Origin of the sequence: Komagataeibacter melomenusus, from assembly GCF_013155395.1 — a bacterium.
Classification (GTDB): Bacteria; Pseudomonadota; Alphaproteobacteria; order Acetobacterales; family Acetobacteraceae; genus Komagataeibacter; species Komagataeibacter melomenusus.
Genome location: NZ_JABJWC010000007.1, coordinates 26,327 through 51,457, shown reverse-complemented (window position 1 = coordinate 51,457; position 25,131 = coordinate 26,327). Strand labels below are relative to the sequence as shown.

Below are 25,131 nucleotides of genomic sequence, written 5' to 3'. Positions count from 1 at the left end.
AAGCCGCATGGGCTGTCCGCTTGCTCTTCGTGTTCGCAAGGGTCTGCTTTCTTATTGCTGCTAGAGCAGCCTTATGGGAGTTCAGCTTCATGATGCTACATATAAGGCAGCCAAGTGAAGAAGTCACCCTGTTTTATCTCAGCCTGCCTGATGGAAAAGGCGGCATCCGGCTCCCTGTTGTCGCATCCCATGACCACCATCCACCTGCTCCGAAGGTCGCGTCGTAGTAATTTTCCTTTTCGGCTCGTCTGGTAGTGTAGGCCTCATCCGTGCGACCGAAAACTTCCATTGGATATCCGTCATTCCGCGCCGTGTCCTGCAGGATGAAATCCGGGAAAACGAGATCCCGCTCTGCGTCGAAACGCAGTGGTTTTTCGAATGCGCGTCCCGCTGCCACGAGGGCATCGGCTACCGCCAGTTCATGGCTGCTTTCGAAAGGAAGCATGCTGCGAGAGACGGTCATCAGGGCACCGGTCCTGACTTCCGCCTGGATCCAGCCCCTCCACCGGCTATTGGGGGCTAGGATGTTTCGTGCCGTCACATAGAGCAGCGCTACAACATGTGCCTGCCGCGCCGCTTCGGGCAGGGCGAGCGTGGCTGCCGCCAGTTGGTGCGACCGGGCAAGACGGTTCCTCTCGGCCGCAGGCACTGTCAGAAAGCAGCGGTAACCGTCGCGCTGTCCGTTCAGGGCCATCGTGAAATTGCCCCTGGGATCTGGTTCCAGAGCCTCCACGAACCCGATCAGGAACAGATGGTTTTCCTGTCCTTCTGTCCTGACAACGGCATGGAGACGCCGTCCGAACTTTTCATGCCCTGGGGCAACAGGACAGAGAAGATCGGAGATCAGTCTGCCCTGCGCCCGGATCCGGGTTCCGGCAGAGGCGATCCGGCCCAGGGCGACCGTCGATGTGCGGTGTCCGGCGAATTGTGGCCGCCATTCGGTCAGCCCCGCCCGCTCCCACAGGAGATGGAGCAGCCCGAGAGGCGTCATCCGGCGTTGTCGCGCCTGTCCAGGCCGATCTGAAGCAGGCAGCGGCGTGTCATCGACTGGCCGGGGTAGCCCCTTGCGGCGCAGGCCGATCGACAGGGTCACAGCGACATCCCCATCCTCACCCTCGCGAATTACGCTATTTACATAGCTGGCGCGCCCGCTTTTCTCCGGATCAGGCTTGTAGAAGGGGCATGTCTTTTCGTGCAACGACCCTTCATTTGGCCAGACGGCGAGGTGATAACTGTGACTGTCTGCCCGGTAACGGATCTGTAGAGGTAGTACGGCGCCGCGATGCTGGCATAGGCATCGCGCCTTGTCAGAACGCTCCGCGCTCCGGCTTTCATCATATTTTGCCTTCAGGCGGCGTTCCCAGCGCTCCGGGTCGGTCCGGCGCCATTCGAGCTGGAACCTTTCCCCGCCGGGAAGGATGATGACCGTGCCGGTCATGCCGAGGTTTTTTCTCGCAATATCCTGATCTGGGCGAGGATTTCCTTTTCGGTCATCCCGGTGCTGGCCGCGCCCTCCTTCGGTGCGCCTTTTGTCATCGCGTCCCTGACACCCAATATAAGCAGTGCCCGACGCCGGGCTATACCAGGCTGCCGGTCCACGCGGCGTTCAATGGCTTCAAGGCGTCCAAGCAGGTGACCGTCGATGGGAGGTATGGTGCGGGGCGGTGTCTGAAAACCGGGTTTCGGGATGGAGGCAGCGTCACGCAGCATATAGGAAAATGGTGTCAGCATGTCTGTTCCGGCTGCGGGCTCATTCTCTTCAGCGTCATTGGCGGTCGCAACCCGGCGTGGTGCGGCGGCGACTGCTGCACCAATCTGTGCAAAATTGCGCAGGATGTCTTGAGAACCTGGACCGAGGCGGTCGACTGCTTCCTCGAGTGCGCAAACATCCGGCTCGTCGTGTACCGTGGTCAGTTCAGACTGAAACAGGCCGCCTTCGATCGTCGCGAGGAGGGCGAGCAACTGCTGGTCCGGGGGCACCCGATTCAGGTCCAGCGGCGCTGCAAGCATGACCGGCTGGGCCATGCGGATCGCGCCTGACCGCCCATTGACGGCGGCAAAGAACGTCTTCGAATGGACGATGCGGCCGGCATACATCGTTATGGCCTCGCCCTCGATGAGTGACTGAAGGTCTGCCCAGGGAATACGGGCGACTTCCCGGACTTCGGCACCCCGTCCTTCCCGATAACTGCCAGCCGAGTTGCCTTCGAAATGCGTGGCCTGACTGACCTCGATCCGATCGGACTGCTTTTCGATCCACTCGCGCGTGCGCATGGCATCCTGCAGGCGCATGGCGTGGGTGAGGTTGGCGTTGCCGAGCAGGGTAAAGGCTTTGTCGCCGATGCGTGTCGTAAGACCCGGAAGATCCTGAAACCCCAGCCAGAACATGCAGTTCAGGCCGCGTCCCATGGCCAGCTGCCGGTCCATGCCGTCCGTGACGTAGGCGGAGAGTTCGTCGTAGAAAAAATGGAACGGCGCGTCGCCGCTGCCTGCCTTGAGCTTGAAGACCTGCTCGGCGGGGCCGTCAAGGCGGGCGCCAAGAAGCTGGGCCATGACGCCGCGACCGGCCGCGACCACGATCTTGCCCAGTCCGGCCAGCGTATCCGAGGAATTCTCCAGCGCGGGCAGCGTGACGACGAGAATGCGGCGGTTCAGCACCACATCGCGCATATCGATGTCGGGTGTCTGGGCGCGGAAGATATGCCCGAGACTGACGCCAAGCTGCGTGAAGACCCGGGTGAAATACATCTTGGCGTAGCCATGCTGCTCGCTCGGTTTGTTTTCTTTCTGCTCATTCCACGCCAGAGAGGAATCATATCCCGGCAGTTCGCCCAGATAGGCCTGGGCCGGATAGAGGATATCATCGGGAATTTCGGGAACGCTGATCTCGATGGGGTGATCGGAGCCGGGATTGCGGATCAGGAATACGCGATGCCGGGCCAGCGTGCCGATCCAGCGCAGTTCCATGGCGTAGCGCATGGTCTCGATGTTGATCGGCACGCCGTGGGTGTCGCGCATCCAGGTCAGGACCGGGGCGATCGTGCCGGCAAGGCCGACAGCACGATCCCGAAAGACGCCGTTGGCGTCGTTGCTCGACGGCTCACCAAGCTGGCTGACCAGCATTTCACGGATGGCGTCGGCATTGCCGGTCGCAAACGGATTGAACGTATTGGACTGGCGGATGCCGCTTGCGGTCAGAAAATTGAGATTGAGCACCTGGTCGTCCAGCCCGAAGCGGCGGGCAAGCGCCAGTACATCGCCGTGGACCGTGTTGTCACCCTTGCCGTCGATCAGGATGAACCCGGATCCGTGCGCAAGAGGATTGGCCAGCAGGGAGATGGCGGATGTCGTTTTGCCTGCACCCGTTGTGCCTGGCACGGCGGCGTGCTGGCGTCCCGCGTCGGATGAAAGCCAGAGTTGCTGGCCAGTCAGTCCGTCCGTTCCAAGATATATGATGCCTGCCGCCGCTCGCGGCCGACGGGTTTTGGGGTCAAGATCGTGTTTGTCCTTCAGTCCGGAATATCTGGGCAGATGAAAAGGCAGCACGGGTTGGCGGGTCATGACCCAGAGCGTCAGGCAGAGGGCGAGGGGAAAGGTGATCCCGACGATCGCGGGAGCCAGCACGCTGAGCCCTGCCAGAATCATGAGGGCGAACCCGGAACTGCTGGATTGCAGCTCTTCAGCGATCCGGACCGTGAAGGGACGCGTGTCGCGATAGGTGGAGCCGTGTTTCAGTTGCTGGTGGACCTGCGGTCCGCCAATCTCGCGCTTCACCATGCGTCAGTCTTCCAGCCCGAAAGGAGATTTTCCCGTGTCGATCGTGGGCGCCACGGGAGCGGTTGGTGCCGTGGGGGAAACCGGCGCCGTCGGCGCTGTCTGCGCGCTACCTGGGGGTTGCGGATAAGTGACGACAGGCCGCTGCGTCATGATGCGTCGTGCGGCATCGATTTCCGCGCTCGCCGGGTGACCGTCGGGATTGCCGACCACATTCCCATCGACCGGCATGCGCGCGCCCGGGACATAGGTTGAGCGGACCCCTGGCGCGCCTTCGTCCGTCATGGGCGAGCCGGAGAGTGGGGGTAGAATTGCAGGCGGCCGTAGCATGCCAGCGGGCCCGGTGTCGGGAACGGCGCGGTCGGAAACCATGGCCTGACGTGTGCCGATGATCAGGATGGCGGCCAGCCCCCCGGCGATGAGCGCGGGCAACGCCTTTTTCAGGCGCCCGCGCCGTGCTGCTGCCGCTTCTGGTAAAGTCGGTGCCGCATCGCTCGTCTCCGTCTGCCCGAAATCAGATCCGAGATGGAGATGGAGGGGCTGTAAGCCTGTCCCGTCGAGTTCAATGGTGATGGGCGCCCGGCCATCAGCGTGGAGGATGATACGGGTCACGGGAAGATCCTTATGCTTCGGGCATCGGGCGCAGGATGGCGAGTGCGTTTTCAACCGCAGGGATGTAGATCGGACGCTGGTAGCGCCGCTCTTCGCTCCAGTGCGCACGCGCGCCGGCGGCCTCGATGCGGGGATTGGGATGAAGGTCTTCGGCCGGGATTTCAGCAGGAAAGCCGAGTGAGTGCAGCGCGTACCATAATGATCGGTCGATAAGCTTCACGATGGCGAATGAGGAGGGTGCCAGTACGCCCGCCTGACGCCGGGCCTCGTGCAGCAGGGTCATGAGCGCGGTCACGCTCCATCCGCTGCGCTCGCAGACCGTATCGATACAGTTTGTGATTTCCTTGTCCTGCAGGGCAGAGCGGGCGCTGCGCATAACGGACTCTGGCACCGTGAGCGGCGCCAGCGGACCATGCGGACCATCAAGGCCGGCGTCGGCCAGGCCGGCAGAGAGTTCACCAAGCAGGGCGAGGGCTTCCCGGCGCCTCTGGAGGTAGTGCATCGCAAAGGCAACGAGAAGCACCTGTTCGACAGGGGACGCGGCGTGGATGCTGGACCAGTGACGGCCCAGCTGGCGCGTGAACGCTTCGAGCGCACCGGTTTCACTGTAGCGGTCCTGTGCATCGACAGCGAAGCGCGCGCCCCATTCGGCACGTGTCAGAGCCGGGTTCGCGGGCAGGGGGATACCATCCGTGGGCGTTACAAGCCTGTCCAGTCGGCGTCGGACGAAGCCTTTCAGTGTCGGAAACATTTCTGCCTGGACCGCGATCAGACCTTCCAGATCGAGCGCTTTTGCAAATCGGCCGGGGGCAGCACGCCACATGCATAACCCGCCCAGGAGGGCAATCACGATGGCCACCGGCCATTTCAGGGCATTGCCCAGGATTGCAAGGCCATAATAAAGCTGGATCGCCCGCACCAGATCCGGTCGATATTGCGCGGCCTGCAACTGGAAGCGCAGGCGCATCAGGTCGGGATTAGACGTATGCAGCAGGTTGATCTGCCCCAGCATGACCCGCAGATAGAAGGCCGTGATCTGCGTATGCCACAGGCTCCAGGCCATGTAGCTGAACAGCAGGACCCCGACGATGATGATGATCGAGGAAAAGAGCAGATAGTCATCGCTGGATGACCATGGGACGCGGCTCGTGCTCATGAACGATCGTCCCTGCGGTTTCTGGCCATCATCGTGAGGGCGATGTCGTAGAAACGCCGGAGATAGGCGTTGCCATGGCGTGGGGTATGAGAGTGATAGAATGCCACGGCCTGCCAGAGGTCGCCGTGTGTCTCGTGCATCGCCTGACCAAGGATCCAGGCGCCTGCCTCGATATTGGCGCACGAACTGTCGCGCAGCGCCGCATATGTTTGCGCGGGCGTGCTGTGCCATCGCCTCGCGATGCGATCGACCCATGTCGTGTTGACCTGCATCGGCCCGAGATCCGCCGTGCCGTTACTGTTCGGGCTGACCATTCCGGGACGGCCGGCCTCGACATAGAGGAGGACGAGCAGCACGCCACGGGGCACACCGGAGATTTTTGCCGAAGCCTCCAGACAGGCTGCAATCTGGCGGCTATTTTCTTCGATGCTCGCGGCGTGGGCGGTCGTGCTGGCGGCAAAGAGGGGAAACGCCCCGAGTGCCGCCAGAGCGAGGCGGGGGATCATGTCGCCCCCTGCAAGGTCGGCGCGACATCAGCGATCCGGCCGTGGGCTTCGCCCCAGAAGTCGATCAGATGATTGAGGACCAGCGCGTCGTCCATCTCCGCAAGCCTCATCGTGACATCGATCAGACATAACATCACGACCGTAAATGAACCGGCGCGCACCTTGCTTACGGCATAGCCGAGCGCGCTGTCGGGCGTCCTGCTGACATCAAGGGCAAAGCCCGTCCCTGTCAGTTCCAGCCACAAGGCTTCGGCACTGATCAGGAAAACGGGCAGGTAGGCTTCAGGGTGTGCGGCGTCAGCCGGTGATACGACCACCCGTTTTCCGGTGCCACGGTCCAGCAGCTCAATCGGCTTGCCGATTTCGGCCAGAAGCCGTGTCTGCGCCGCACTGATCGCCGCCAGGTCGATCGCGCTCATGAGAACCGCCTCCTTTGCCATGTCGGCAGGGCGGTGCGGACCGGCCCGATGAGGAAGCGTCGCATGGAGCGTATCGCGGCCGGCAGCGTCAGCCCGAAAAACGAGATCGTGCCGAAAAACACCACGCCGAAGACCCCGATCAGCAGGGTCGTGAGGCTCCAGTGTGTCACGGAGATGAGAATGGGAAAACAGCTGCGGGCATCGAGAATGAAAACCCGGACAGGATAGGCCGTTGCACGCCACATCACGCGTCTCTCCTTTCTTCCGCCAGAGCGGTGTCTTCGGTGATCAGATCGGCATCAAGCAGTTTGCGGATGGCTCTGCCGAAGGACTGGCCCTGCGCCTCGACCGCGTCGGCCACGACGTCCGGCCAGTCTGTTGGCTCGGTCCGGGTCAGCTTGCGGCGCAGATCACGATCGAAGGTGAGGAATTCGCGGATCGCAACGCGCCCGCCGCCCTTGCGGGGCACAAGGCGCTGGTTGATGCAGAACCGGAGCGCCTGAGCGAGGGCCGAGACGAGGTTGTCACGTTCCGAGGGCGGACAGAGCGCGATCGCGCGCTGGATCATGAGGGAGACGCTGTCTGCATGCAGCGTCGTGCCCAGGATACCGCCCATCATGGCGATATTGATGGCTGCATTCATGGTCTCGCCGTCCCGACATTCCGTGATGATGCCATCGCTCATCTCGCGGCGTGTCAGGCTGCGGGTGAACGTGGGAAAAGTCAGGGTAGGAGGGCGGATCTCCGTCTGGCTGATCCGCGAGCCTGAAGGCGGTCGCAGGTCGTCCAGCAGGAACTCGATGGGCTCCTCGCCAGTTGCCATGTCGCAATACACGGTCGGGTCCATGAGTTTTTCGATGGCAAGCCCGAATTGCAACGTGGTCTTTCCGGAACCGGTTGCCCCACCAAACAGGACCATGCCGCTTTTGAGCCTGTTCGTGTCCCGGATTTCCTGTTCGACCATCTGCTGGTCAAGGCTTGCGGGACGCGCGGGGATCGGACGCATGACGATGTGGACGCCGCTGCCCCGCTTGACCGAGATGGGTGAAAGATTGATCCGGAAACGCAGATTGACCTTGCGGTCCAGTGCCACGCTGTAGGCCGTATCGAGGATATGGCCGACACCAAGCATGGCCATCCCGTCAGAGGCATAGACATGGCCGACGATATCCGCCAGCGCGAGGGAGTCCGTCGCTTTGCATGTGGCGTAGCGGATCACGCCGTGCACCTTGATCGTGACCGGATGGCCGGTCTTGATGTCGATGCGCGAGGCGCCGAGGCCATGCGCCCAGCGAAGGAGGGAGTCCAGCCCCGGCGCGTTACGCCGTCGCTCCTCGACCCAGGCAAACCCTTTCCTGCCTTCATCCGGCCAGCGTTCGTCGGTCGTGATGGGGATGGTGATATTCATCGGCAATGCTCCGGATAACCGTAATCGCTTCCGCGCCGGACGTGGCCCTGAAGCCCCGGCTGGCTCGCGATCCGGATCGTGCGGTCATTGAGGTGGAGGGTGTCTCCTCCTCCCACGGCGTCCTGGTGCTCGAACACGACGCGTGGTTCTTCGACGCGCCCGGCGTTCAGCAGCACCCGGTAGCGGGCCATGCCGGTAATGTCGCGCTGCAGGCGCGACAGATCGGAGAGGAAGATCTCGGTTGCCTGCTTTTCTCCATCTGCCCAGCCTTCGGCCACCCACTGGTTCCAGTGTGACACTTCCGCCTTTGTGCGGGGCAGGGCCGCGGCTACCGGGTGATGCGGTTTGCCCCATGTCCGGACGAGATACGTGCGCCAGTCCGGGGGCGCGGATGTCAGTTGTGCCTCCCGGGTGATCTCGAAAACACATTCTGTCTCGTGCGCCACCTGGCCGGTGTCATTGAGCGCGAAGGCCATCTGTGCCTCGGTGACGATCGGGGGCTGCATGAGGGTCTGGCCACTCCCGATCGGAAGCACGATCGACCGGAAATCATAAGTGGCGTCGAGTGTCTCCTCATGGCGCCGCAGCATCTCGTTGATGGCGAATGCCCGGGCGGCCAGACCGCCCTGCGCGCCGTAAATATGCGCGGCCTCCCGAAGCTGGACGATTCGACCGGGTTTCAGGTCATCGCCTGGCTCGTCATTGGGGCGGGTGTTCTCAAGGGCCTCAAGAGAGGGGGGCGCTTCGCCGCCAACCACCTCGTCGAGCGTTGAGGCCCCTGTCACCGGTTTATTGATGGGATTGGCAAGGGCGGGGTCAGCCCCGTCCACCTGATCCGCACCCGGCTGGGGCGGCTGTGGCTCCGGGACCAATGTGCCGCTGCGGGCCGATGGCGGGGATGGAGACGATGTCGGTAGCCGGACGTGCTGCCCCTCCTCAATGACAACCTTCCCCGTGGAGACAGACGCCGCATGGGTCGGGCTACCTGCGGCCGTCACGACGATGGCCGAAGATAGAAAGAGCGCCATCTTACGCATGCCAGGCCACCGTTATCGCGTGGTGAAGCGGGTCTACCTCGACCATGGCCTGATCTCCGGCCTGATCGCCCAATGTCCGAAGGATATCCGCCACGGCGGCAACGCTGTTGGTCGCGACGCGCATTGCTCGGGGATGGCCGGTGACAGTCACGCTATAGCCAATCTCCTGGCCAAGTTTTGCGACGGCCTTGCCCAGCGGGCCGTCCCACACGAACCAGATCCGGCGGGTCAGGTCATCGGGGAGCGGGGGTTGGTTGGTAGATGCAACGACCGGAGGCGGGCGGATGCTGCCAAGTTCCCGAAGATCAGTCGTGGTCTCTGCTATTGACCGCTGCAAGGCCAGTTCAGGATTGGCCATGCCGGTCGTCGCAATGGGAGAAGGTGACGACAGGCTCTGCGCACAGGCGTTGAGCGCCATGGGCAAAAGAAAAATGAGCAGAGAATGTTTCATGAGCTTCTCCGGATAATGGGAGCAGCTTCGAAGATCATCTTGCGACTGCTACAGCAAAAATTGGCTGCGTTGCTTTTTCTTTCATGCAGGCCCCGAGAACAGATTCGTGTCCTCTTTTGGGGTATGCTGTCGCCGGATTGACGCGCAGAATTGCGTGGGACAGGAGCAACCCTTTTCTGTTTTCGGCTCTGAACGTGAGGGGATCACCGGCAGCCATCCATGTTGCTGACAGTCCTACCAAGCATCTGATGTGCGCTGAACAATCTGTATCGATGAGACACAATGAGGTATGTCGATGATATGTAGCCGAGAGGGTAGAGTGCAGGATGAAGATCATCAGAACGGCCATCGTGATGGCGATCATTGCAGGCACGAGTGCCTGTTCGTCCACGGGTGATGCTTCCATAAAAAAAACAACCATCGCGGAAGTTGATCAGAATATTCATGATGGTGTGACAACTTCATCCCAGGTGCGTCAGATTTACGGTGAACCGGGGCAGAAAACCTATGAAGATGGCTATGAGGTCTGGATTTATAGTTTTACGTCCGGCAGGGAGGATGGTCTTTCAATAGCGCAGGACGTAGTCGGACTTGGCATGCTTGGAGAAAGATCAAATAACAAAAGCAAGATGCTGACTGTTGTGTTGAGTAACGGGATCGTGCTGAAGCATAGTTTTGCCACCTCGCATTTCAGTTCCAGCAGTGGCTTGAGGTAGTAATATCGCAGGCAGTTAATGGTTTGGTATGAATGTATTGATCTGGGTAAGGCATGCAGCCGGGGCTGACTATAATCAAGACGTGTGTCGCAGAACTTAAGTTGGAAGAAACCCCCTGCATGGTCCGTAGTAGTGAGTCGCGGTAAGTGCGTATTCGCATGTCTCCTGATCAGAAACACAGCTATACGCGCTCCAGACGTATATCCCCCTTTAAGTCACTGCATTGACGGGTAAGCGGTCCTTTTGGTGACGAAACCATGGGACCATGCGGCGGATGGCTTCTTCAATCTGGTCCGTTGCGACCGCAAAGCTGAAACGGATGAAGTATTTCCCGTCTATGGGGTCGAAATCAATGCCCGGTGCTGTCGTAACACCCGTATCCAGCAACAGGCGCTTGCAAAACGCCATGCTGTCATCCGTCAGGTGCCGGATATCGGCATAGATATAGAACGCTCCATCTGGTGGCGCGATATGGCGCAGCCCCATTTCGGGCAGGGCACGCAGCAGCAGGTCACGATTGCGCCGGTAGGTTTCCATATGCCCTTCAAGCTCATCGCGGCAGTCGAAGGCGGCAAGGGCCGCGTGCTGGCTGAGGGCGGCGGGCGGCAGGAACAGATTACCCATTCGCGCGCGGGCGGCTTCCACCTTGGCTGGCGGGACAACCAGCCACCCCAGCCGCCACGGCGCCATGCTGAAGTATTTGGAAAAACTGTTTACCACCAGCGCATCGAGATCATATTCCAGAATACTGTGCGCGCGTTCGCCAAAGCTCAGGCCGTGATAGATTTCATCCGATATGATGCAGATCCCGTGCGCGCGACAGACGTCAACAATGCGCCGTATTTCATCAGGAGACAGGATGGTACCGGTGGGGTTGGCGGGACTGGCCAGGATCAACCCGTCGGGAGCAGGTTCAAGCGCGGCAATGGCGTCGGGGGTCAACTGGAAGCGTTCTTTTTCCCCACATGGAATTTCAACCGGTTTCATATGGAGCGAGCGCACGACATTGCGGTAGGCCACATAACCCGGTCGCGCCATGGCTACATGCGCGCCGGGCACAAAACTGGTCATGAGCGCCAGAACCAGCGCGGGTGATGCGCCACAGGTCAGGATAATCTGTTCAGGCCGGAGCGAAACGCCATATGTTTCGTCATAGTGCAGGGCAATCCGTTCCTTCAGGGGCTGGCTTTCCCAATAGCCCATGGGGTCGGTCGCCAGTATGTGCTGGGCGCGTTCGATCGCCGCGCTTGGCGCGCCGGTGGAAGGCTGACCAAATTCCATATGAATGATGCTGCGCCCCTGTGCGGCCAGTTCATGCGCCAGTGCGCTGATGGACAGCGCGTGGAAGGGATCGATTGGCGGCACAGGCATCATGACCTCGAGGTGGAGAAAATAGACTTATAGGGCGATGATCGCCCTGCGACCAGAAACTGCCTCTGGAAATCAGGCGGTCTGCCCAGCGTTTTCTACGCGACGTGCCAGTTCCTGCCAGGAACGTGTTGTGAAGGGCAGAGGCTGGAGTTTGCAGAATTCCATATATGACTGTATAAGGCACATTATCTGTCAAATATGAGTGATAGTAATGGGCTCACCAAAATCCCGCGCGGCTCTTGAACGACTGGGGCGTGACCTTCGTGGCGCGCGCCTGCGGCGCGGCATAGCGATAGCCGACCTAGCCGCTCGTGCCGGCACGTCAGCAAGTTCCATCGCGCGCCTGGAAAAGGGAGACCCGGGTGTGGGGATCGGCACTCTGGCTGACGTGCTTGTCGTGCTTGGTCTTCTGGACCGGTTGGCCGACCTGATTGATATCCGCAAGGATGATCTGGGACTGGCGTTGGCTGCTGAACGTCAGCCTCGTCGAGGCCGGTCTTCTGCGACCACGTTACGCAGGCAGCAGGATAAGGATAAGGCCACGCATGGGGGAGCGGATGTTATTGATATGGACGGTGCTTCGTTCTGATGCCTGATTTCAGCGCCCATGTCGTTCTTGGCAACAGCCTGACTCCCGTGGGTCAACTGCGTTTTACGCAGGCAGGTCCACGGCAGTTTTCGACCTTCACTTATGATCCGGCCTGGGTCGAGAATTCTCGGGCCTTTGCCATCCAGCCAACCTTTCCCCTTGGCTCTGGGCCGTTTCATGCAGCTGGCCAACCAGGGAACGTGCGCGATGCCCTTGCGGGTGTCTTTGCTGATGCTGCGCCCGACAGTTGGGGGCGCAGGCTTCTCGAGCGTGCCTACGGTAATGGGCTTTCCGAGTTTGAATATCTCACACTGTCGGATGACGTATGTCGGCAGGGTGCGCTTCGTTTCGCCGATGATAACGGAGAAATCATTCGTGGCGGCGCCGATGACATCATACCGCGTCTGGTCGATCTTGCCGCTATTACGGCTATCGCGCGGGCATATGAACAGGGCAAGGACATATCCGAAAGGGATATGCAGGCGCTCGCTGGTGCAGGTGGTTCGGGTGGGGCGCGACCGAAGGCCAATGTTCGGGACGGCGATGTGCTCTGGCTTGCAAAATTTACCTCGGTTCACGACCAGTGGCCAATAGAACGTATTGAAGTTGCCACGCTTCGTCTGGCAAGAGCATGCGGAATCCGGACGCCAGAGGTCAGGCTGGAACTGGCTGAAACGCCGTTTCCTGTGGCTCTGATCCAGCGGTTTGATCGGCGTGGGGCTGGCCGGATTCCTTATATTTCGGCGAGGACTGCTCTGGGGAAAACCGGAACGGAACTGGGTTCCTATACGGAGATTGTCGATTTTATCCGGACCTATGCCGCCGATCCCCAGGCAGAGTTCCGCGAACTCTTCCTGCGTCTGGTTTATACTATTCTCGTGTCAAATAAGGACGATCATCTGAAAAATCACGGATTTCTCTATGTGGGCGCTGGACACTGGCGGTTATCCCCCGTTTTCGATGTGAATCCAGCACCCGACCGTAACCCGCATCTGGAAACGGCGATACTGGAGGGCGGTCCGCATGATCGGTCCATCCGTCTGGCACTGGAGGCGTGTGAATTCTTCGAAATTACCCCTGCTGAGGCCCGGCAGATGATCCGCGTGACAGCGCGGCGAATTTCGGATGAGTGGAGGCCTGTTCTGCGAGAGGTTGGTGTTTCCGGGGCGATGGCGCGTCATTATGAAGCCGCCTTCATAAACGATCAGATCGGGATCGCGCTAACGATCTGATAGTCACATATGACTGATAATATCGTATAATATGCCAGATTCGACACATAAATTTGTCGAATCTATCCCTGCCAGACGCCGCCGCGCTATTGATCGAACAGCATGGTCAACATCATTGTGTCCGCAATGATCGGGATGTGAGGCCGTCAGGAAAATATCGGTCACCTTCTACCCAATGGTAAATTCGAGTTCCGATTGTTCATCAATGGCGCGCAGGGTTTCATACAATCCTGCGGCCACGCCTCTACCTTCCACGATCTCATCCGCCAGTTCATCCAGAACGCCGGCAAACGCTTCATCGGTCGCGAGACCGAAAACATTCATGCGCTCGCTTTTTCTGCGTTCGATCTCGCTGTTTGCTGTTCCCGAGGGAAATACGGTGGCGAGCATCCGCAGGGCTCGGGCAAAGTGGATCCGTTTGTAAAGGCGCGAACGGAGCGCCGTGTCGCCAGGCGTCGTCGAGAAAGACCAGAGTTCGATTGGCCCCAGGACGTTCACCAGAAGCTGTTCATACTTTGCTTCTCCGGCCGACATGTCCACGAAGAATGGCGCACCATTCTTTGCCGGTCCCGGCAGTGCGTTGCGGATCACATAGGCGCTGGCATCGGACAGTTTAAAGCGTCGGATAAGGCTGTCTGCCGTCTCCTGATCACCGCATTTGAGGACCCATCGGGCGGTTGATATCTTGTAAAGGTCCTCGCTGAAATCGGTATGGTTCTGTGAAATGAAGGCGAGTTGGACGTTGTGCTTGCGCCCCTCGCGGCCGTCGCGGACAGCCTGCTTGTCTACCTGGGGCGCTGGTTCGGTACGGTGCCACTCATCGAAGTCGACACGCTTCGTCGTTTCATACATCTCAGTGAAGCGGGCGAGATGATAGTCCCGCATGGACGGGGGCATATGCGGGTCGTCGGCATAATCGGGATGGAGAAAGAAATTCCGGGCCAGGATATGGCGGCCAAGCATATACATGAGCGCTGTCTGGCGGTTGGCCGCGGGAGAGCCGGATGGTGCCACCTCGGCAAGATCGAGAACGATCACGCGCGCGTCCCCCATATCCAGCCTTGTCGGGGACGCCAGCATGGGAAAATTCTTGATCACGTTCATGATGTAGCGATCAAACGTGTCGATCAGGCTTTCTCCAGTTTCCAGGGTGATCTTGGAATAGCGTTTTTCGATTTCCGGGCTGCGGGCCGCAATCAGCAGATCCTGCAGGACTGGTACGGCATGGCGCTGGGCAAAACCTGCAAGGCGGTATTCCCTGAGATTGACAAGGGCATCGACGACATCCCGCCACCATGTCGGATCGTCCTCTCCCGCATGGTGGGGCAGGCTGATGCCCAGCGATGTTATTGCGGCATCGACGTCGGGCTCGATCCCCGGAGTGTAGATTTTAGGCGTGCCCCCCTGCACCCCGGTGCAGAGGCGGTAGGCTTCATCAATCACGTCCTCTACCAGATGGTCCATGCCCTCCCACGGCCTGCCATCCAGCGGCGTGGCAAGGAGCGAGATGAAATTCTGCAGGAAGACGCGCTCGAGTGGCAGGGGATATTCCAGCCCGACCTGGGTATCGAAGACATTGACCTCGAAGCCCGGGATTGCCTGCATTTTGACGTAAACCGCCTCGTGCTGGCGTTCGGGGCCAAGCGCGTTGCGCAGCATCTCGATCAGTCCGCGCGAGGACGGCCCGATATCGAGCTTGCCGATATAGGGGAGCTTCGTGCCGTGGCTGCTGATCGCGGCGCTGCTGAGGATCAAGCCCAGCAGAATGGTATTGGCCAGAACGGATTTTCCGCCGCCAGGCGGAGCTACGATAATGTCTACGACGGATGGGCGTAGCCCGCCCCCGGTCGGATCATAGGGCCAGATTGAACCATCGGGTTTGCGGAAGAGAATGGATCCCCTCTGCCACGGTGACGCACTGCGTGCCCACGGCATCATGGAGAACGCATCACCGACAAGAGCGAGCGATGAGGTCGCAGTCGAACCGAGCGCCAGGGCAGGGACAGAACCCATGGCCGCTTCCAGCGGATCGCCAGAGATCCGCGTTGTCTTGCTGTTGCCCCACGCATCAATTGCCTGGGAGAGATCCGACGCCTGCCGTCGCAGCTTCGCCTCTGCTCCAACCGGAGCCCAGGTTGTGGCGGTCATGCGCATCCGCACGGAATTATGGTTGTTTTTCTGGCGCTCCAGCTTGAGTGCGGCAAACGCCCGTCGAATGTCGCTATTTCCGGGGAACATCGCCAGAAACCCGGCTCCGGCTTCCTTGAAGCCGAAGGCGGCGCGGCCACCACCCTCCAGGATCATGGCGCTGCGCCATGGCAGTCTCTTGCGGCCAAGCACGCTGGAGAGTTCGGAAAACGGGCGCGGATCCTCTGGGCCAATCGTCATGTCGACCGGGGCGTATGTATAATCCCCCACGGTCACGAGCTGTCCGCCTTTCGTTTCGGCGTCGGCATTGAAAATCTGGTCCCGGATCGCTGGCCAGAGCAGGCCCTGCGGATGTGGCTGCGGGTCATCCAGATCGTCCGGAAGCCGTGGCATGACCCGGTCACCCAGCAGGGTCGGTTTCCAGGCGGAGCCCGCCGTTTCACGATAGGTCGCTTCGCGCGCGACCTGCAATGCCTGATGTGGACCAAGGAATTCGCAGGAAATGTCGAACCCCTGCAGGGCAGCCTGGACGCGTGAAATGAACGATTCATGGCGGGCCGCCATGATATCGGAGCGCAGGGCAAAACGTTGGGTATTGCCCACGCGGGGAAATTGGGAGGCAAGGGTCCTGCGCTCCTCTGCCACCTGTTTGCGGTCCTCACGTGTCAGCACGCTGGGCCGGGTCCACAGGACATAACAGGTGGCCTCCCAGCGCATGACGTTTGGCCAGCGCCGGCGCCTCTCTTCGATGACGTCCGAAAGGTCTGCTCCGATCTGCCGGGCTATGGACCGGCAACCATTGAGACTCAGTCGGTCAATCTCGATACCTGAGCGCTCGGGATCGGAAATATACCATCCCACGATGGCATGGCCACGTTCTTCAAGGAGACCCTGCAATTCTATACGCTGCTGCTCGGCGAGTGCTTCCACTTCCTGCCGCGTGCACATACGACGCAGGCCATTGATGCGTAGTACGGAGACATATTCACCGCGTTTGGTGATGAGATGGTCCCCGTGCGTACTTTCCACATCGCAGAATGAGGCAAGGGGCTGGCGCAGCCCGAGGCTGATGCCGGCCAGCAGACTGGAAAGAATACCGCCCATTGATATGATCCTGTCATGTCATGACCGGTTGGGGATCGGCATCAAGCCATTCCCTGACAAGCGCCGGGTAGATGTCGGTGGGGCCGTTGTAGAGACGGCCCAGGGGGAAGAGCCGGATGCCGTCCATCAGGGTGGTCGCGCTTTCATTGATCTGCGGGTCCGCCCGGTTCGCCATCAGCAGGGCAGTCGCCAGCAGTCGGGGAGAGGTTGTCTCCAGCCGCCGCCGGGCTTCGGTCGTTCGCGCGTGCAGAGCGCGGAGCACAGCGAGAGCGCTTTTGCATTGCGCAGGCATCATCGCGGTGTCCGACCCTGACGCGATCGCGTCCATTGCACGATGCCAGACGACATCCTGTCCGTTTGGTCCATTGCCGAGCGTCTGCATGAGAGCCTGATGCGCGCAGCGGGTCAGGGTCATGATGCGGGCCTGCGGCAGTTTCGGCCACCATATCAGGACGGCTTCGCGTTCAATGGCCGGACGGGTCGGATCCTGCAGGATGTTGCATAAGGCGCAGACAGGCCCGGGTCCATCACCATGCCATGGAAACCTGCGACCAAGCGTTATCAGGCCGCAGCAGGCACATGTGAAAAGGCCCGGCTCACCCATCTCCCCGGCGCCTGGCGCTGACGGATCCCATGGGCGCGGCAGCAGCCGGAAAGACTGTGTGAGACGGGCCATTGCGATCGGGTTCCTAGCCGCCGCTCGTGAATTGATAGGCCTGAGCCTGCGTACCAACGGTTGCCGAGCCACCGGACGCGGTGTTGGCAGCCTTGTTGATCCACTGCGGACCCGTTGCGAAAAGACCGCACAGCACGATGCCGGCGATTGCCATACCGACCTTTCCGGGCGAACGGTTCTGTTCGTTGCGGCTCTGCCAGGCCGCCCATACGCCGCCGATGAAGCAGATGAAGGCAGCGACATACATGCACGCAGCAGCGACAAAGCCGCCCGCTGTCAGCCCTTCCTGGGCGGTGGCCTGCATCTGGGCCCCGATACCGTTTGCGCTGCCGGTTGCGGATTGGGCCAGCGCATGGCTGGCAATGAGGATCGGGACGTACAAAGTACCGAGCGCCGTGACGGCACGCTGTCTGTATCCGACCCGTTTGGTCACGAGACGCGTCAATCGCGCCGCGTCGGGGGTGCTTGTGCGAGAGAGGTTCATGGTCAAGGGCTCCGTTAAAGAGGGAGGCATGTCCCTCAGAGGAGTCTTCGGCCAGTAACATGCGACTGCGGATATTTTTTCCGAAAAAATCTACCTTGCCGAACATTACACTATGACTTCGGTATAAAAATGGCTATCCGGCGTTTGGGGTTGATGGGCTGAATCCCAGGCTCGTTGAGAAGGCAGCTCAGGCCACCGCCTGAGCTACCATATCGGGGTGCCGTCCGATGACCCGAACGTAGGCTACAGCGAAGTCGGGGGCCATCGCCCGTGCCTGCTCCCAGTCCCGTAACGTACCGACAGGAACGCGGAAACGGCTGGCAAACTCGACCTGAGACAGACCGAGATCGTTACGGGTTTTACGGATAAACCGCGCCCTTTGCCCACGCTCCATGCCTTCGATGGATACCGCGCGGTCTTCGGAATCCGCCGGATCAGCAGGCAGAATGATATGCTCTCTCTTCACCTTTGTTGCTCCTTCTCACGGAAATAAAGCGGGGCAGATCGTCCCGCCAGACAAACACACCGGTGAACAGCTTCTCGCCCACGACGCCAACCACTTTGTAGCGATCCTCCTCATCCTCAATGCGGATGGTGGGCAAGATCAGGTGATTATCGTCCTCGAAAATACGGTCGCCAAAGGCCAGAGACAGTTTGTGCTTTTTTTGGTTGGCGAGGTCTTTTGCGGGGTCAAACCTGTCATCCATGAGACGATAATACGGGATTACCGTAGTTACTGTAAAGTGAAAACTACGGGCATCCCGCAACTCTTAGCCATTTCGACAGGTCGCCATCAACCTCGTATGCCCGATAGCATAAAAATCCGGGGCATATATATTTATCCAGAATCGCTTGAATATTTAGTAATAATGAAATATTTCTTGTTTAATTTCTAGAAAATATGAACAGCAAGCGAAAGTGATCGAGCGTATTTTAGGTACTGCCGCGAATACATCCCTATTTTTGTACGGACCTCAACTTTGATGGGTCTGTTACCCTCATTATAAACAAGTTTCACACGGTCAACCGTTGGTTGGAATGGACGGTAAACTCTCAATTATCCTTGATAGGCATTTTAGAAATACCATAACCAAGAACACCAATGATGATTGGCATGCCAATGAAGGCGAAGAACTGCATAAAGGTCATTCTCGAAGCCCCCCTAAAACGGTCTGTGCCCATTGAGGGAGAAAATATGCCATTCCCAGCCAGAAAGCGACTCCCAAGATAACGATATGAGTAGGAATGCGGTTGGCTGTCAGATTAAAAAATGACGCAGCCAAAGGAGATAGGACACCTAGCGAAAGGCAAGATCCCGCAGCGGTATCCTGCAGGTTTGCCCGCAGCTTGGTCCGCTCGTTATGAACAAGATTACCCATCCCACCCATCGCGTTCGGCGGCTTCAAGTTCCCTCGCGATCAGGCGGCGGATTGCTCCAGCACGGTTCATGCCTTGGCGCACGGCCACATGTGGCCATCTCTCCAGATGGCGCGCGCCCCGCTTTTTCGGGTTATTATTTCCCAATTTTATCATGTTTATCGGTTATTAAAAAAATGCGCAGGAAGAAAGTATCGAACCTTGGCCAATCTCAGCGCTACGGGTTGGGTCATGATTTTAGCCGGACATTGTCCAGTGGCTCAGGATCCAGGTTGCTTCCTTGACGGGATTGAGGAGGATCACGCCGAAAACGAACTGGATGAGGCAACTGAGTTTTGAGCGGTTTGTTTTTCCGGTCGCCGACGCGTTCCACGCAACGACCGCCATGAACGCCGCCCAGGCGCCGAACATTTCGAAGAACAGGGCGAAATCACTGACGATTGACAGGATGGCATCCTCTGGGCCAGTCCCGGAAATGACGCTTCCCGTCGTCGCTTCCGTGTAGCCGGTGACAGAAGCTCCCAGCGCAACCTGCGTATCGAGACCGGCAGAGGTGGTGGATTTGGTGAGTATCCTGTCAAAGGTGGCAAAGACGCCGGAAAGGACAATCCCGATCCAGGGCACCCAGGGACGGCCGACGAACGGGTTCTGGGGCTGGCGCTGCTGCCATAATCCCCATGCCCCGGTCAGGAAGGCAATCCACGCTGCAATATAGCAGGCCATTGGCAGCAGCCAGGCCATGGCGAGAGCGAGATCGTTGACGAGGTTGACCAGACCTTGCACGTCGATGTGTCCTTGCCTTACTGGATGATGCCGCGTTCAGCCTGGATCACCCACATCGTGCCGCGTTGAGAGATGGCGCGCACACGCCCATATCCGCGGAGATCGGTGCCGATTTCGATTTCGGACTGTGGCGGTTGCCCGGCCGGCGCCGCGTCGTCCTGCACCATGGCAAGTTGGGGAGATGCGGCAAGTATCCGGTAGTGGGGGGTCCATGTCGGGGGCGGAGCAGGAGGCGTCGGGCGCATTTTCGCTGTCCGGGACGCTGGAGATTGCGGCGGCGTTGGTGCTGGCCGCGGCTCGGCCGCCGCGGCTTCCAGGGCTGCCCGTGCCTTGTCGGCCGCGGCGCGTGTGGCGGCCGGTCCATCTGACGGGGGAGCTTCGGCGTCGGCCACGGCCCGTTTCGCTTCGAGGAGCGACATCCGGCGGTTGAGATCCGAAGCCTTTGCCGTATCGGCGATACGCAGCCGGTCAATATCCTGCCGGAGTGCTGCGATGTCGCTGCGGGTCCGCTGCACCAATGCTGCTTCTTCCGTTACAAGCTGCAGCACCTGCAACTGGTCGTCAGATGTCATGGGAGCCGCTTGCAGGCGGCTTGCTTTCTGGACCGCATCGTCCGTCGGAACAGCCTTTTCGATGCCAGTGTCGTGTTTCTGCGCGGGCGTGTTCTCGGCCGACGGGGTAGCCGGTATTGGGCTGGCGGGATGGGGCGGCTTTTTCATCGCAAGAAGTGCCTTGAGATCCTCATCTGTAGCCGAGACCTGAGGTGCCGGCGGTGATGGCGATGATGTAGGTGAGTGTCCCGGCGCGGGAGACGCTTTGGGGCCTGATGGCAGCGGGGCGGAAATCATTCCGACTTCCTGGGCCACGGGAGACGCCTGCCTCTTTGTTATGCCCATCACGAGGAAGAGGGAGAGCAGACTGCCGACGGCAGTACCCGCAATCATGACCTGCCTGCGACGCGGAAGCGCCCTGAAAAGGGCTATGGCATGTGGAACGGGTCGGTTCCTGTCAGGTGCTGCTGTCACAGGTTGAAGGTGAGGGGAGGGAGGCTCGGCAATTGTGTCCGGTTCAGGCGAAGGGTCAGGCTCTGGCGTCGTGCCCAGTTTGCGAAACGGAACAGGTTCAATGCCGCGATCCGCGCTGAACGGATCCCGGGACGTCGTTGCGGTTGCGGCTGAGGTCATGGTGAATGCTGCCTTCTGGTAGAGAGTGCAGAATTCGTCGATATCATGCGACCGGTGCCCGAAAACTTACTTCTTCATGACGACGTCCGACATGAAGATCACGCCAACACTGACCTGAGCGGCAAGATTTACGCGCGGCTGGGTCGGCATCTGCTGCATGAGCGCGCTGTTGACCTGCGAGGCCGCTGCACCGGCCGCCACGCCCAGTTGTTGCGGGAAATTCAGTGACTGGACGTAGTTGACGTTGCCGAGGGCTCCGATCGAACCGGTCGTGTTCGACGTCATCTCGATCGCCTGCCCGAGACCCTGGACAAAAGCGGCTGCGGCGGGAAGAACAAAGCGCTCGACGTATAGCTGGTCAACGCTTGAGGCCACGGCAGCTTCCATGGTGTCCGGCGCAACCACCATACCTTCGACCTGGATCGGGGTCGGATCATTCTTATGGAAGACCTGATCAACGCGGACAACCAGCCTGTTCAGATGTCCCCCGGCCCTTCTGACGGATGCTTTCATCCTGTCGCCAGCGAGTGGACCTGAATCAGCTTCCAGGATGATTTCTCCCCCGAGATCGCTGTTGGTTGCTGAAACGGTATGGGCGTAAATCCCCCTCCCGGCAGGAACAAGGACGCGGGAGAGGGCCGTCTGGGAATTTGCTGTCGCCACCGAAGTTATTGAAGGGGAGACCGCCGGTTTTTTTGTCTGCTCCCTTCCAGTTTCCGTCTTTTCATACAGGACATTTGTGACAGGAAATCGTCCATCAAGACGGCCTGCAAGATCCATGATCGCATGTCTGTATGCGGTGATTGCGTCCTTCTGGAGCTGCGGGTCACGTGGCATGGCAGCACGGAAGGCTGCATCCGTCTGCACTGGTACGACGGGAACGCTTGGTACGACCTCAGGCGCGTGCGGGGCTGGCGCTGCGGCGGCCTTGGCCATCGCCGGGTTGACGTCCGCCCCGACCTCGTGGGCGACCGGGGGCGGGGGAAGCTTGTCGTCGGGATGGGTGGGCGTGCCCGGCGCAATATCAGGTGAATACGACTGTCCCGCAGTCTGTGCCCGGTCTGCCTCGTCGCGGATCTGATCTTCGCGGAGTTCCTGCTGGCGCGGATTGGAATTCAGGCCCCCGGGCAGGGGGTTGGCGGCGGGTGGCCTGCCGGGGTCCGAGCGTGGAAGCTCCTTACGGTGGATGGTGGAGATGAGTAGCGTGACGCCAAGAACGGTGCCGATACTCCCAAGGATTGCGAGCAGACGCCGGTTTCCGCCCCGCGACGCATCACTGAGCAGCTGGTTGAACCTGGGTTTCATCACTGTGCGTCCCTGATATGGGCCGAGACCGTCCGTCCCGCATCGGAGAGAAGGACAACGGGAGACTCATGGAAGGCATAGAGCGTGTATCCCCCTTCACCCTGCTCCATGCTGTCCGAGGAGGGCGTCATGAGATGAAGGCGCGTGCGAAGATAGACCTCGTTTCCAATCCGCCAGGCGCGCACGTCATCGGGTGAAATACCCTCGACGGCCAGCGGAACGGCTGACGCTGGTGGAATGCCGCTTAGCATGGCGTTCATGTAGGGCTCGCCTGTCGCGGGTACTCCGGGGCGGCTGTCGACCGGCTCCCGGGCATTGGGGCCTCCCTCGGACATGCGAACGGTCAGGTTGTCATCGTAGGATCCACGTCCCGCGATCAGCAGGAAGGAGACCGGCTTTGGCGCGTTCTGAAGCGTTACGAGCAGTCCACCTCTGGGCTGGAGCGACATCGGTTCGATATTGATGGTATTGGAGCCCTTGAACGGGACGCAGGTATAGAAACCTGTTGTCTCAACCGCAGGATTCCCGGCTGATGCGCCGCTTTTGCCGGAAGCACAGTTCGTGCTGCCGTCCGGGTTGGCGGAATTGCCAGACGTATTCCATGCGATCGGCCAGGGCTGTCCCGTGCTGTCCACGAAGGACAATGCGGTCGGATAGCCTTTTGTCGTAAAGATCAGGCTTGTCTGCTGACCAGGCGCAAAGGAGACACGGATCGCCGGGCGCGCATTAGGGGTTGCGAATTCCGTGCCGACCTGCTCCGTGGCACGACGCACGTCCTTCAGGCGTTCCCCCAGCCGAAGGATTTCTTTGGGCGTGAAAGGAATGGCCTCATGCTCGGCTTCATCTTCGGCTGCCTGATCCTGATCGTCTGCAAGTGTCGTTGCCGCAGGCCCGGGCTGTGATGGCTGCTGTGCGAGTGCTGCAAGTGGCAGGATGGACAGGGTCAGCGGAAAGAGAGAAAGAATTCGCACGGCTGTCACTCCCTCCCCGACGAGACGACAAGCTGTTCGATGGCCAGTCCATCCGGGTGATCCAGGTCCTCCACGCGATCAATCGTCACGGTTGCCATCAGCATTTGCGTATTCTGCTGGTTCACGTTTTCGCAGGTCTGGATGAAAGGAAACTGTATTACGTAGCGCGAATGTCCCTGTACGACAGTCTCGGCGCGTACGGTCGCGGCCCGTGTCGGCTGCGCATAACAGAGCAGCTTTGCATCCCTGAGTTTCGCCAGATTCCCCTGCGTAATGAAAGACTTTGCAAAGGTGTTCCATCCGTTGAGCGTGTAGTGAGCGCCCGCGGTGTTCATCTGGGTTGGAAAATCACGATAGTTGATGTTGTAGGGTGCGATCGCCCATTTGACGGCCCAGCCGAGAAGCTGGTCCTGGCCAAGTACCGGACTGGTGAGCGCCACGGCCGGTCGGGGAGCATTCTGGCCGTCAACGTAGAAATAGAGGGGTGTGGGAGGGTGTGCACGGATATAGGCGTCGTGCGCCGAGAACACGATGACCACGCCCGCCAGTGCGATGTTGAGCAGCAGTGATCTGTCTACAACAATCCCCTGAAAGTCGGGGTCGGTAAGCCGCCTGGTTACTGCGGAATTAAACAGCCGCATGGCGCGCCTCCCTTACGGGGGCATGAAAAAAGGTGGTCATCACTCTACTCTCATTTCCCGACGGTGATGAGAGCAGGCTGGAAGTCTATCTTGCGACCAGCACGTTTTTTCTTTGATGGTTCCCGCTACTACTCAGGCGGCAATGCCATGCGTGGCGGCAATGCTGCGGCGGTACCGTCTGCTGACCCGGTCGCCTCCCTTGCGGGTGGTCCAGAAAAAGCATCCGCTCTTGCAGAGACATTCCCGCCGGATGTAGTGGTGTTCGCCGATATAATATTCGGCCCTCGCATGAATGAACCAGGGCACTTTAGCGCCGCGTCGTGGCGGAAGCTGCTCCCAGCAGCTTTGGGATTTCAGCGCGCTTTCCGAAATAAGGAAGTCCCGCGCAATTTCACGCGGGTTCTGAAATGCAAAATGGCGGTAGGCGATTTCAATGTTGGCGGCCTCGTGCCACCGTACCTTGTCTCCTCCCTTATGTCCTGTGAGGGTCAGCCTGTTGAGGCTGTTCCTGACAAGCCATGTCCGTCCCCGCCGGGCTTCATGAGGAAGCAGGGAGGCCTGTTCCCATGTCAGGACAGCTTCGGGATCTGCGGGAATGGCGCTCCGCTTTTCGGCAAGTATGGTCTCCGCCTGTATTTTTGAGAGCCTGATGCGCGGTGGCAGGCCAAGCTGCTTTCTTTTCGCACGCACGCTCCCGGCCGAGCGGCCAAGCATCTCGGCTATGTCGGCGGTTTTATCACCACAGAGCCAGCGTTGGCCAAGGATGAGCAACTGGGTCCTTGTCCATGCTCCCCTGCGTGCAGGCGCTTCATAAAAAACATTCTGGGGTCGGTCGGCCCATTGCGCGACTGACTCCTTCACCTCCTGTACTGTCAGGGTAAGCATTGTCGCTACAAGGACCTCGTCGCACAGCCTGGCATAGAGGGCGCGCGTCATTTCTGGCGTGGGATAGGTCTGAAGCCATGTAAACAGACCGTGTTTTATAACCTGGCCGAACGATGCTGACTTCATGGCGGTATGCCCTCGTCATCGCGTTTTCGGGATAGGCTGCGTGTTTTGGGAATAATATCTCTTAATCGTTATATAACCGTCAAGAAATAAATAGCGCAGAACGCGCTAATATGACTCCGAACGCGGTCGCCGGTCCGCGTTTGTGATCAGCCGGGGCACATCACCTGGAATGGACA

The 25,131-nt window shown here is 59.8% G+C and carries 25 protein-coding genes; 3 read left to right on the top strand and 22 right to left on the bottom strand.

Annotation, left to right across the window (positions count from 1 at the left end; translation table 11 throughout):
- Window positions 1–133 precede the first annotated feature (133 nt).
- The 10 genes from HNW77_RS04485 to HNW77_RS04440 are packed head-to-tail and all read right to left on the bottom strand — an operon-like array spanning window position 134 to window position 9,363.
- On the bottom strand, window positions 134–1,438 hold the full coding sequence (locus tag HNW77_RS04485; protein WP_010511861.1) for a DUF1173 family protein: 1,305 nt from the start codon (window positions 1,436–1,438) through the stop codon (window positions 134–136).
- Window positions 1,435–3,777: a type IV secretory system conjugative DNA transfer family protein gene (locus HNW77_RS04480; protein ID WP_172155704.1), complete on the bottom strand. Its 2,343-nt coding sequence runs from the start codon at window positions 3,775–3,777 to the stop codon at window positions 1,435–1,437. Before HNW77_RS04480 ends, HNW77_RS04485 begins: the two co-directional genes overlap by 4 nt.
- Before the next feature lie 3 nt (window positions 3,778–3,780).
- On the bottom strand, window positions 3,781–4,386 hold the full coding sequence (locus HNW77_RS17615; RefSeq protein WP_007396658.1) for a hypothetical protein: 606 nt from the start codon (window positions 4,384–4,386) through the stop codon (window positions 3,781–3,783).
- Between the two features lie 10 nt (window positions 4,387–4,396).
- Window positions 4,397–5,542 carry a secretion/conjugation apparatus DotM-related subunit gene (locus HNW77_RS04470; protein WP_172155702.1) on the bottom strand — a complete coding sequence of 382 codons (1,146 nt, stop codon included), beginning with the start codon at window positions 5,540–5,542 and terminating at the stop codon, window positions 4,397–4,399.
- Window positions 5,539–6,048 carry a lytic transglycosylase domain-containing protein gene (locus HNW77_RS04465; protein ID WP_007396660.1) on the bottom strand — a complete coding sequence of 170 codons (510 nt, stop codon included), beginning with the start codon at window positions 6,046–6,048 and terminating at the stop codon, window positions 5,539–5,541. Before HNW77_RS04465 ends, HNW77_RS04470 begins: the two co-directional genes overlap by 4 nt.
- Window positions 6,045–6,467, bottom strand: coding sequence for a hypothetical protein (locus tag HNW77_RS04460; protein ID WP_172155700.1), 423 nt, complete (start codon window positions 6,465–6,467; stop codon window positions 6,045–6,047). The genes HNW77_RS04465 and HNW77_RS04460 overlap by 4 nt, the downstream gene beginning before the upstream one ends.
- The gene (icmT, locus tag HNW77_RS04455) at window positions 6,464–6,712 is read right to left on the bottom strand and encodes an IcmT/TraK family protein (protein ID WP_010511855.1); all 249 of its coding nucleotides are present in this window, start codon (window positions 6,710–6,712) and stop codon (window positions 6,464–6,466) included. Before icmT ends, HNW77_RS04460 begins: the two co-directional genes overlap by 4 nt.
- Complete coding sequence (locus tag HNW77_RS04450) at window positions 6,712–7,875, bottom strand: type IV pilus twitching motility protein PilT (RefSeq protein ID WP_172155698.1); 1,164 nt, start codon at window positions 7,873–7,875, stop codon at window positions 6,712–6,714. Before HNW77_RS04450 ends, icmT begins: the two co-directional genes overlap by 1 nt.
- Window positions 7,872–8,912, bottom strand: a complete 1,041-nt coding sequence (locus HNW77_RS04445; protein ID WP_172155697.1) for a type IV secretory system conjugative DNA transfer family protein — start codon at window positions 8,910–8,912, stop codon at window positions 7,872–7,874. Before HNW77_RS04445 ends, HNW77_RS04450 begins: the two co-directional genes overlap by 4 nt.
- The gene (locus HNW77_RS04440) at window positions 8,905–9,363 is read right to left on the bottom strand and encodes a DotD/TraH family lipoprotein (protein ID WP_172155696.1); all 459 of its coding nucleotides are present in this window, start codon (window positions 9,361–9,363) and stop codon (window positions 8,905–8,907) included. The genes HNW77_RS04445 and HNW77_RS04440 overlap by 8 nt, the downstream gene beginning before the upstream one ends.
- A gap of 326 nt (window positions 9,364–9,689) precedes the next feature.
- On the opposite strand from HNW77_RS04440, the gene HNW77_RS04435 reads away from it, so the two are divergent.
- The gene (locus HNW77_RS04435) at window positions 9,690–10,079 is read left to right on the top strand and encodes a hypothetical protein (protein ID WP_007396668.1); all 390 of its coding nucleotides are present in this window, start codon (window positions 9,690–9,692) and stop codon (window positions 10,077–10,079) included.
- Window positions 10,080–10,289: 210 nt separating this feature from the next.
- On the opposite strand, the gene HNW77_RS04430 is transcribed toward HNW77_RS04435, so the two are convergent.
- Window positions 10,290–11,450, bottom strand: coding sequence for a pyridoxal phosphate-dependent aminotransferase (locus HNW77_RS04430; protein WP_172155752.1), 1,161 nt, complete (start codon window positions 11,448–11,450; stop codon window positions 10,290–10,292).
- 211 nt (window positions 11,451–11,661) lie between these two features.
- Between HNW77_RS04430 and HNW77_RS04425 the strand changes: the two genes are divergently transcribed.
- Entirely contained in the window at window positions 11,662–12,039 is a 378-nt protein-coding gene (locus HNW77_RS04425) for a helix-turn-helix domain-containing protein (RefSeq protein ID WP_019087395.1), read from the top strand.
- Complete coding sequence (locus tag HNW77_RS04420) at window positions 12,039–13,271, top strand: type II toxin-antitoxin system HipA family toxin (protein WP_019087396.1); 1,233 nt, start codon at window positions 12,039–12,041, stop codon at window positions 13,269–13,271. Before HNW77_RS04425 ends, HNW77_RS04420 begins: the two co-directional genes overlap by 1 nt.
- Before the next feature lie 168 nt (window positions 13,272–13,439).
- On the opposite strand, the gene HNW77_RS04415 is transcribed toward HNW77_RS04420, so the two are convergent.
- From HNW77_RS04415 to HNW77_RS04365, 11 genes are all read right to left on the bottom strand, one after another.
- Complete coding sequence (locus HNW77_RS04415; protein WP_014106826.1) at window positions 13,440–16,523, bottom strand: secretion protein; 3,084 nt, start codon at window positions 16,521–16,523, stop codon at window positions 13,440–13,442.
- A 13-nt stretch (window positions 16,524–16,536) separates the two neighbouring features.
- Complete coding sequence (locus HNW77_RS17610; RefSeq protein WP_227744670.1) at window positions 16,537–16,938, bottom strand: hypothetical protein; 402 nt, start codon at window positions 16,936–16,938, stop codon at window positions 16,537–16,539.
- A gap of 274 nt (window positions 16,939–17,212) precedes the next feature.
- The gene (locus tag HNW77_RS04405) at window positions 17,213–17,683 is read right to left on the bottom strand and encodes a hypothetical protein (protein WP_023524230.1); all 471 of its coding nucleotides are present in this window, start codon (window positions 17,681–17,683) and stop codon (window positions 17,213–17,215) included.
- 187 nt (window positions 17,684–17,870) lie between these two features.
- Complete coding sequence (locus HNW77_RS04400) at window positions 17,871–18,149, bottom strand: helix-turn-helix domain-containing protein (RefSeq protein WP_172155695.1); 279 nt, start codon at window positions 18,147–18,149, stop codon at window positions 17,871–17,873.
- On the bottom strand, window positions 18,118–18,390 hold the full coding sequence (locus tag HNW77_RS04395) for a BrnT family toxin (protein ID WP_014106829.1): 273 nt from the start codon (window positions 18,388–18,390) through the stop codon (window positions 18,118–18,120). Before HNW77_RS04395 ends, HNW77_RS04400 begins: the two co-directional genes overlap by 32 nt.
- Before the next feature lie 907 nt (window positions 18,391–19,297).
- A complete protein-coding gene (locus HNW77_RS04390) occupies window positions 19,298–19,843 on the bottom strand; it encodes a hypothetical protein (protein WP_014106830.1) in 546 nt (181 codons plus the stop codon).
- A gap of 17 nt (window positions 19,844–19,860) precedes the next feature.
- Entirely contained in the window at window positions 19,861–20,562 is a 702-nt protein-coding gene (locus HNW77_RS04385; RefSeq protein WP_241694291.1) for a hypothetical protein, read from the bottom strand.
- 531 nt (window positions 20,563–21,093) lie between these two features.
- Window positions 21,094–22,332 carry a DotG/IcmE/VirB10 family protein gene (locus HNW77_RS04380; protein WP_172155694.1) on the bottom strand — a complete coding sequence of 413 codons (1,239 nt, stop codon included), beginning with the start codon at window positions 22,330–22,332 and terminating at the stop codon, window positions 21,094–21,096.
- Entirely contained in the window at window positions 22,332–23,312 is a 981-nt protein-coding gene (locus HNW77_RS04375; RefSeq protein WP_172155693.1) for a DotH/IcmK family type IV secretion protein, read from the bottom strand. Before HNW77_RS04375 ends, HNW77_RS04380 begins: the two co-directional genes overlap by 1 nt.
- The gene (locus tag HNW77_RS04370) at window positions 23,309–23,944 is read right to left on the bottom strand and encodes a DotI/IcmL/TraM family protein (protein ID WP_048852104.1); all 636 of its coding nucleotides are present in this window, start codon (window positions 23,942–23,944) and stop codon (window positions 23,309–23,311) included. Before HNW77_RS04370 ends, HNW77_RS04375 begins: the two co-directional genes overlap by 4 nt.
- A gap of 132 nt (window positions 23,945–24,076) precedes the next feature.
- The gene (locus tag HNW77_RS04365) at window positions 24,077–24,955 is read right to left on the bottom strand and encodes a hypothetical protein (RefSeq protein WP_010511937.1); all 879 of its coding nucleotides are present in this window, start codon (window positions 24,953–24,955) and stop codon (window positions 24,077–24,079) included.
- Window positions 24,956–25,131 lie beyond the last annotated feature (176 nt).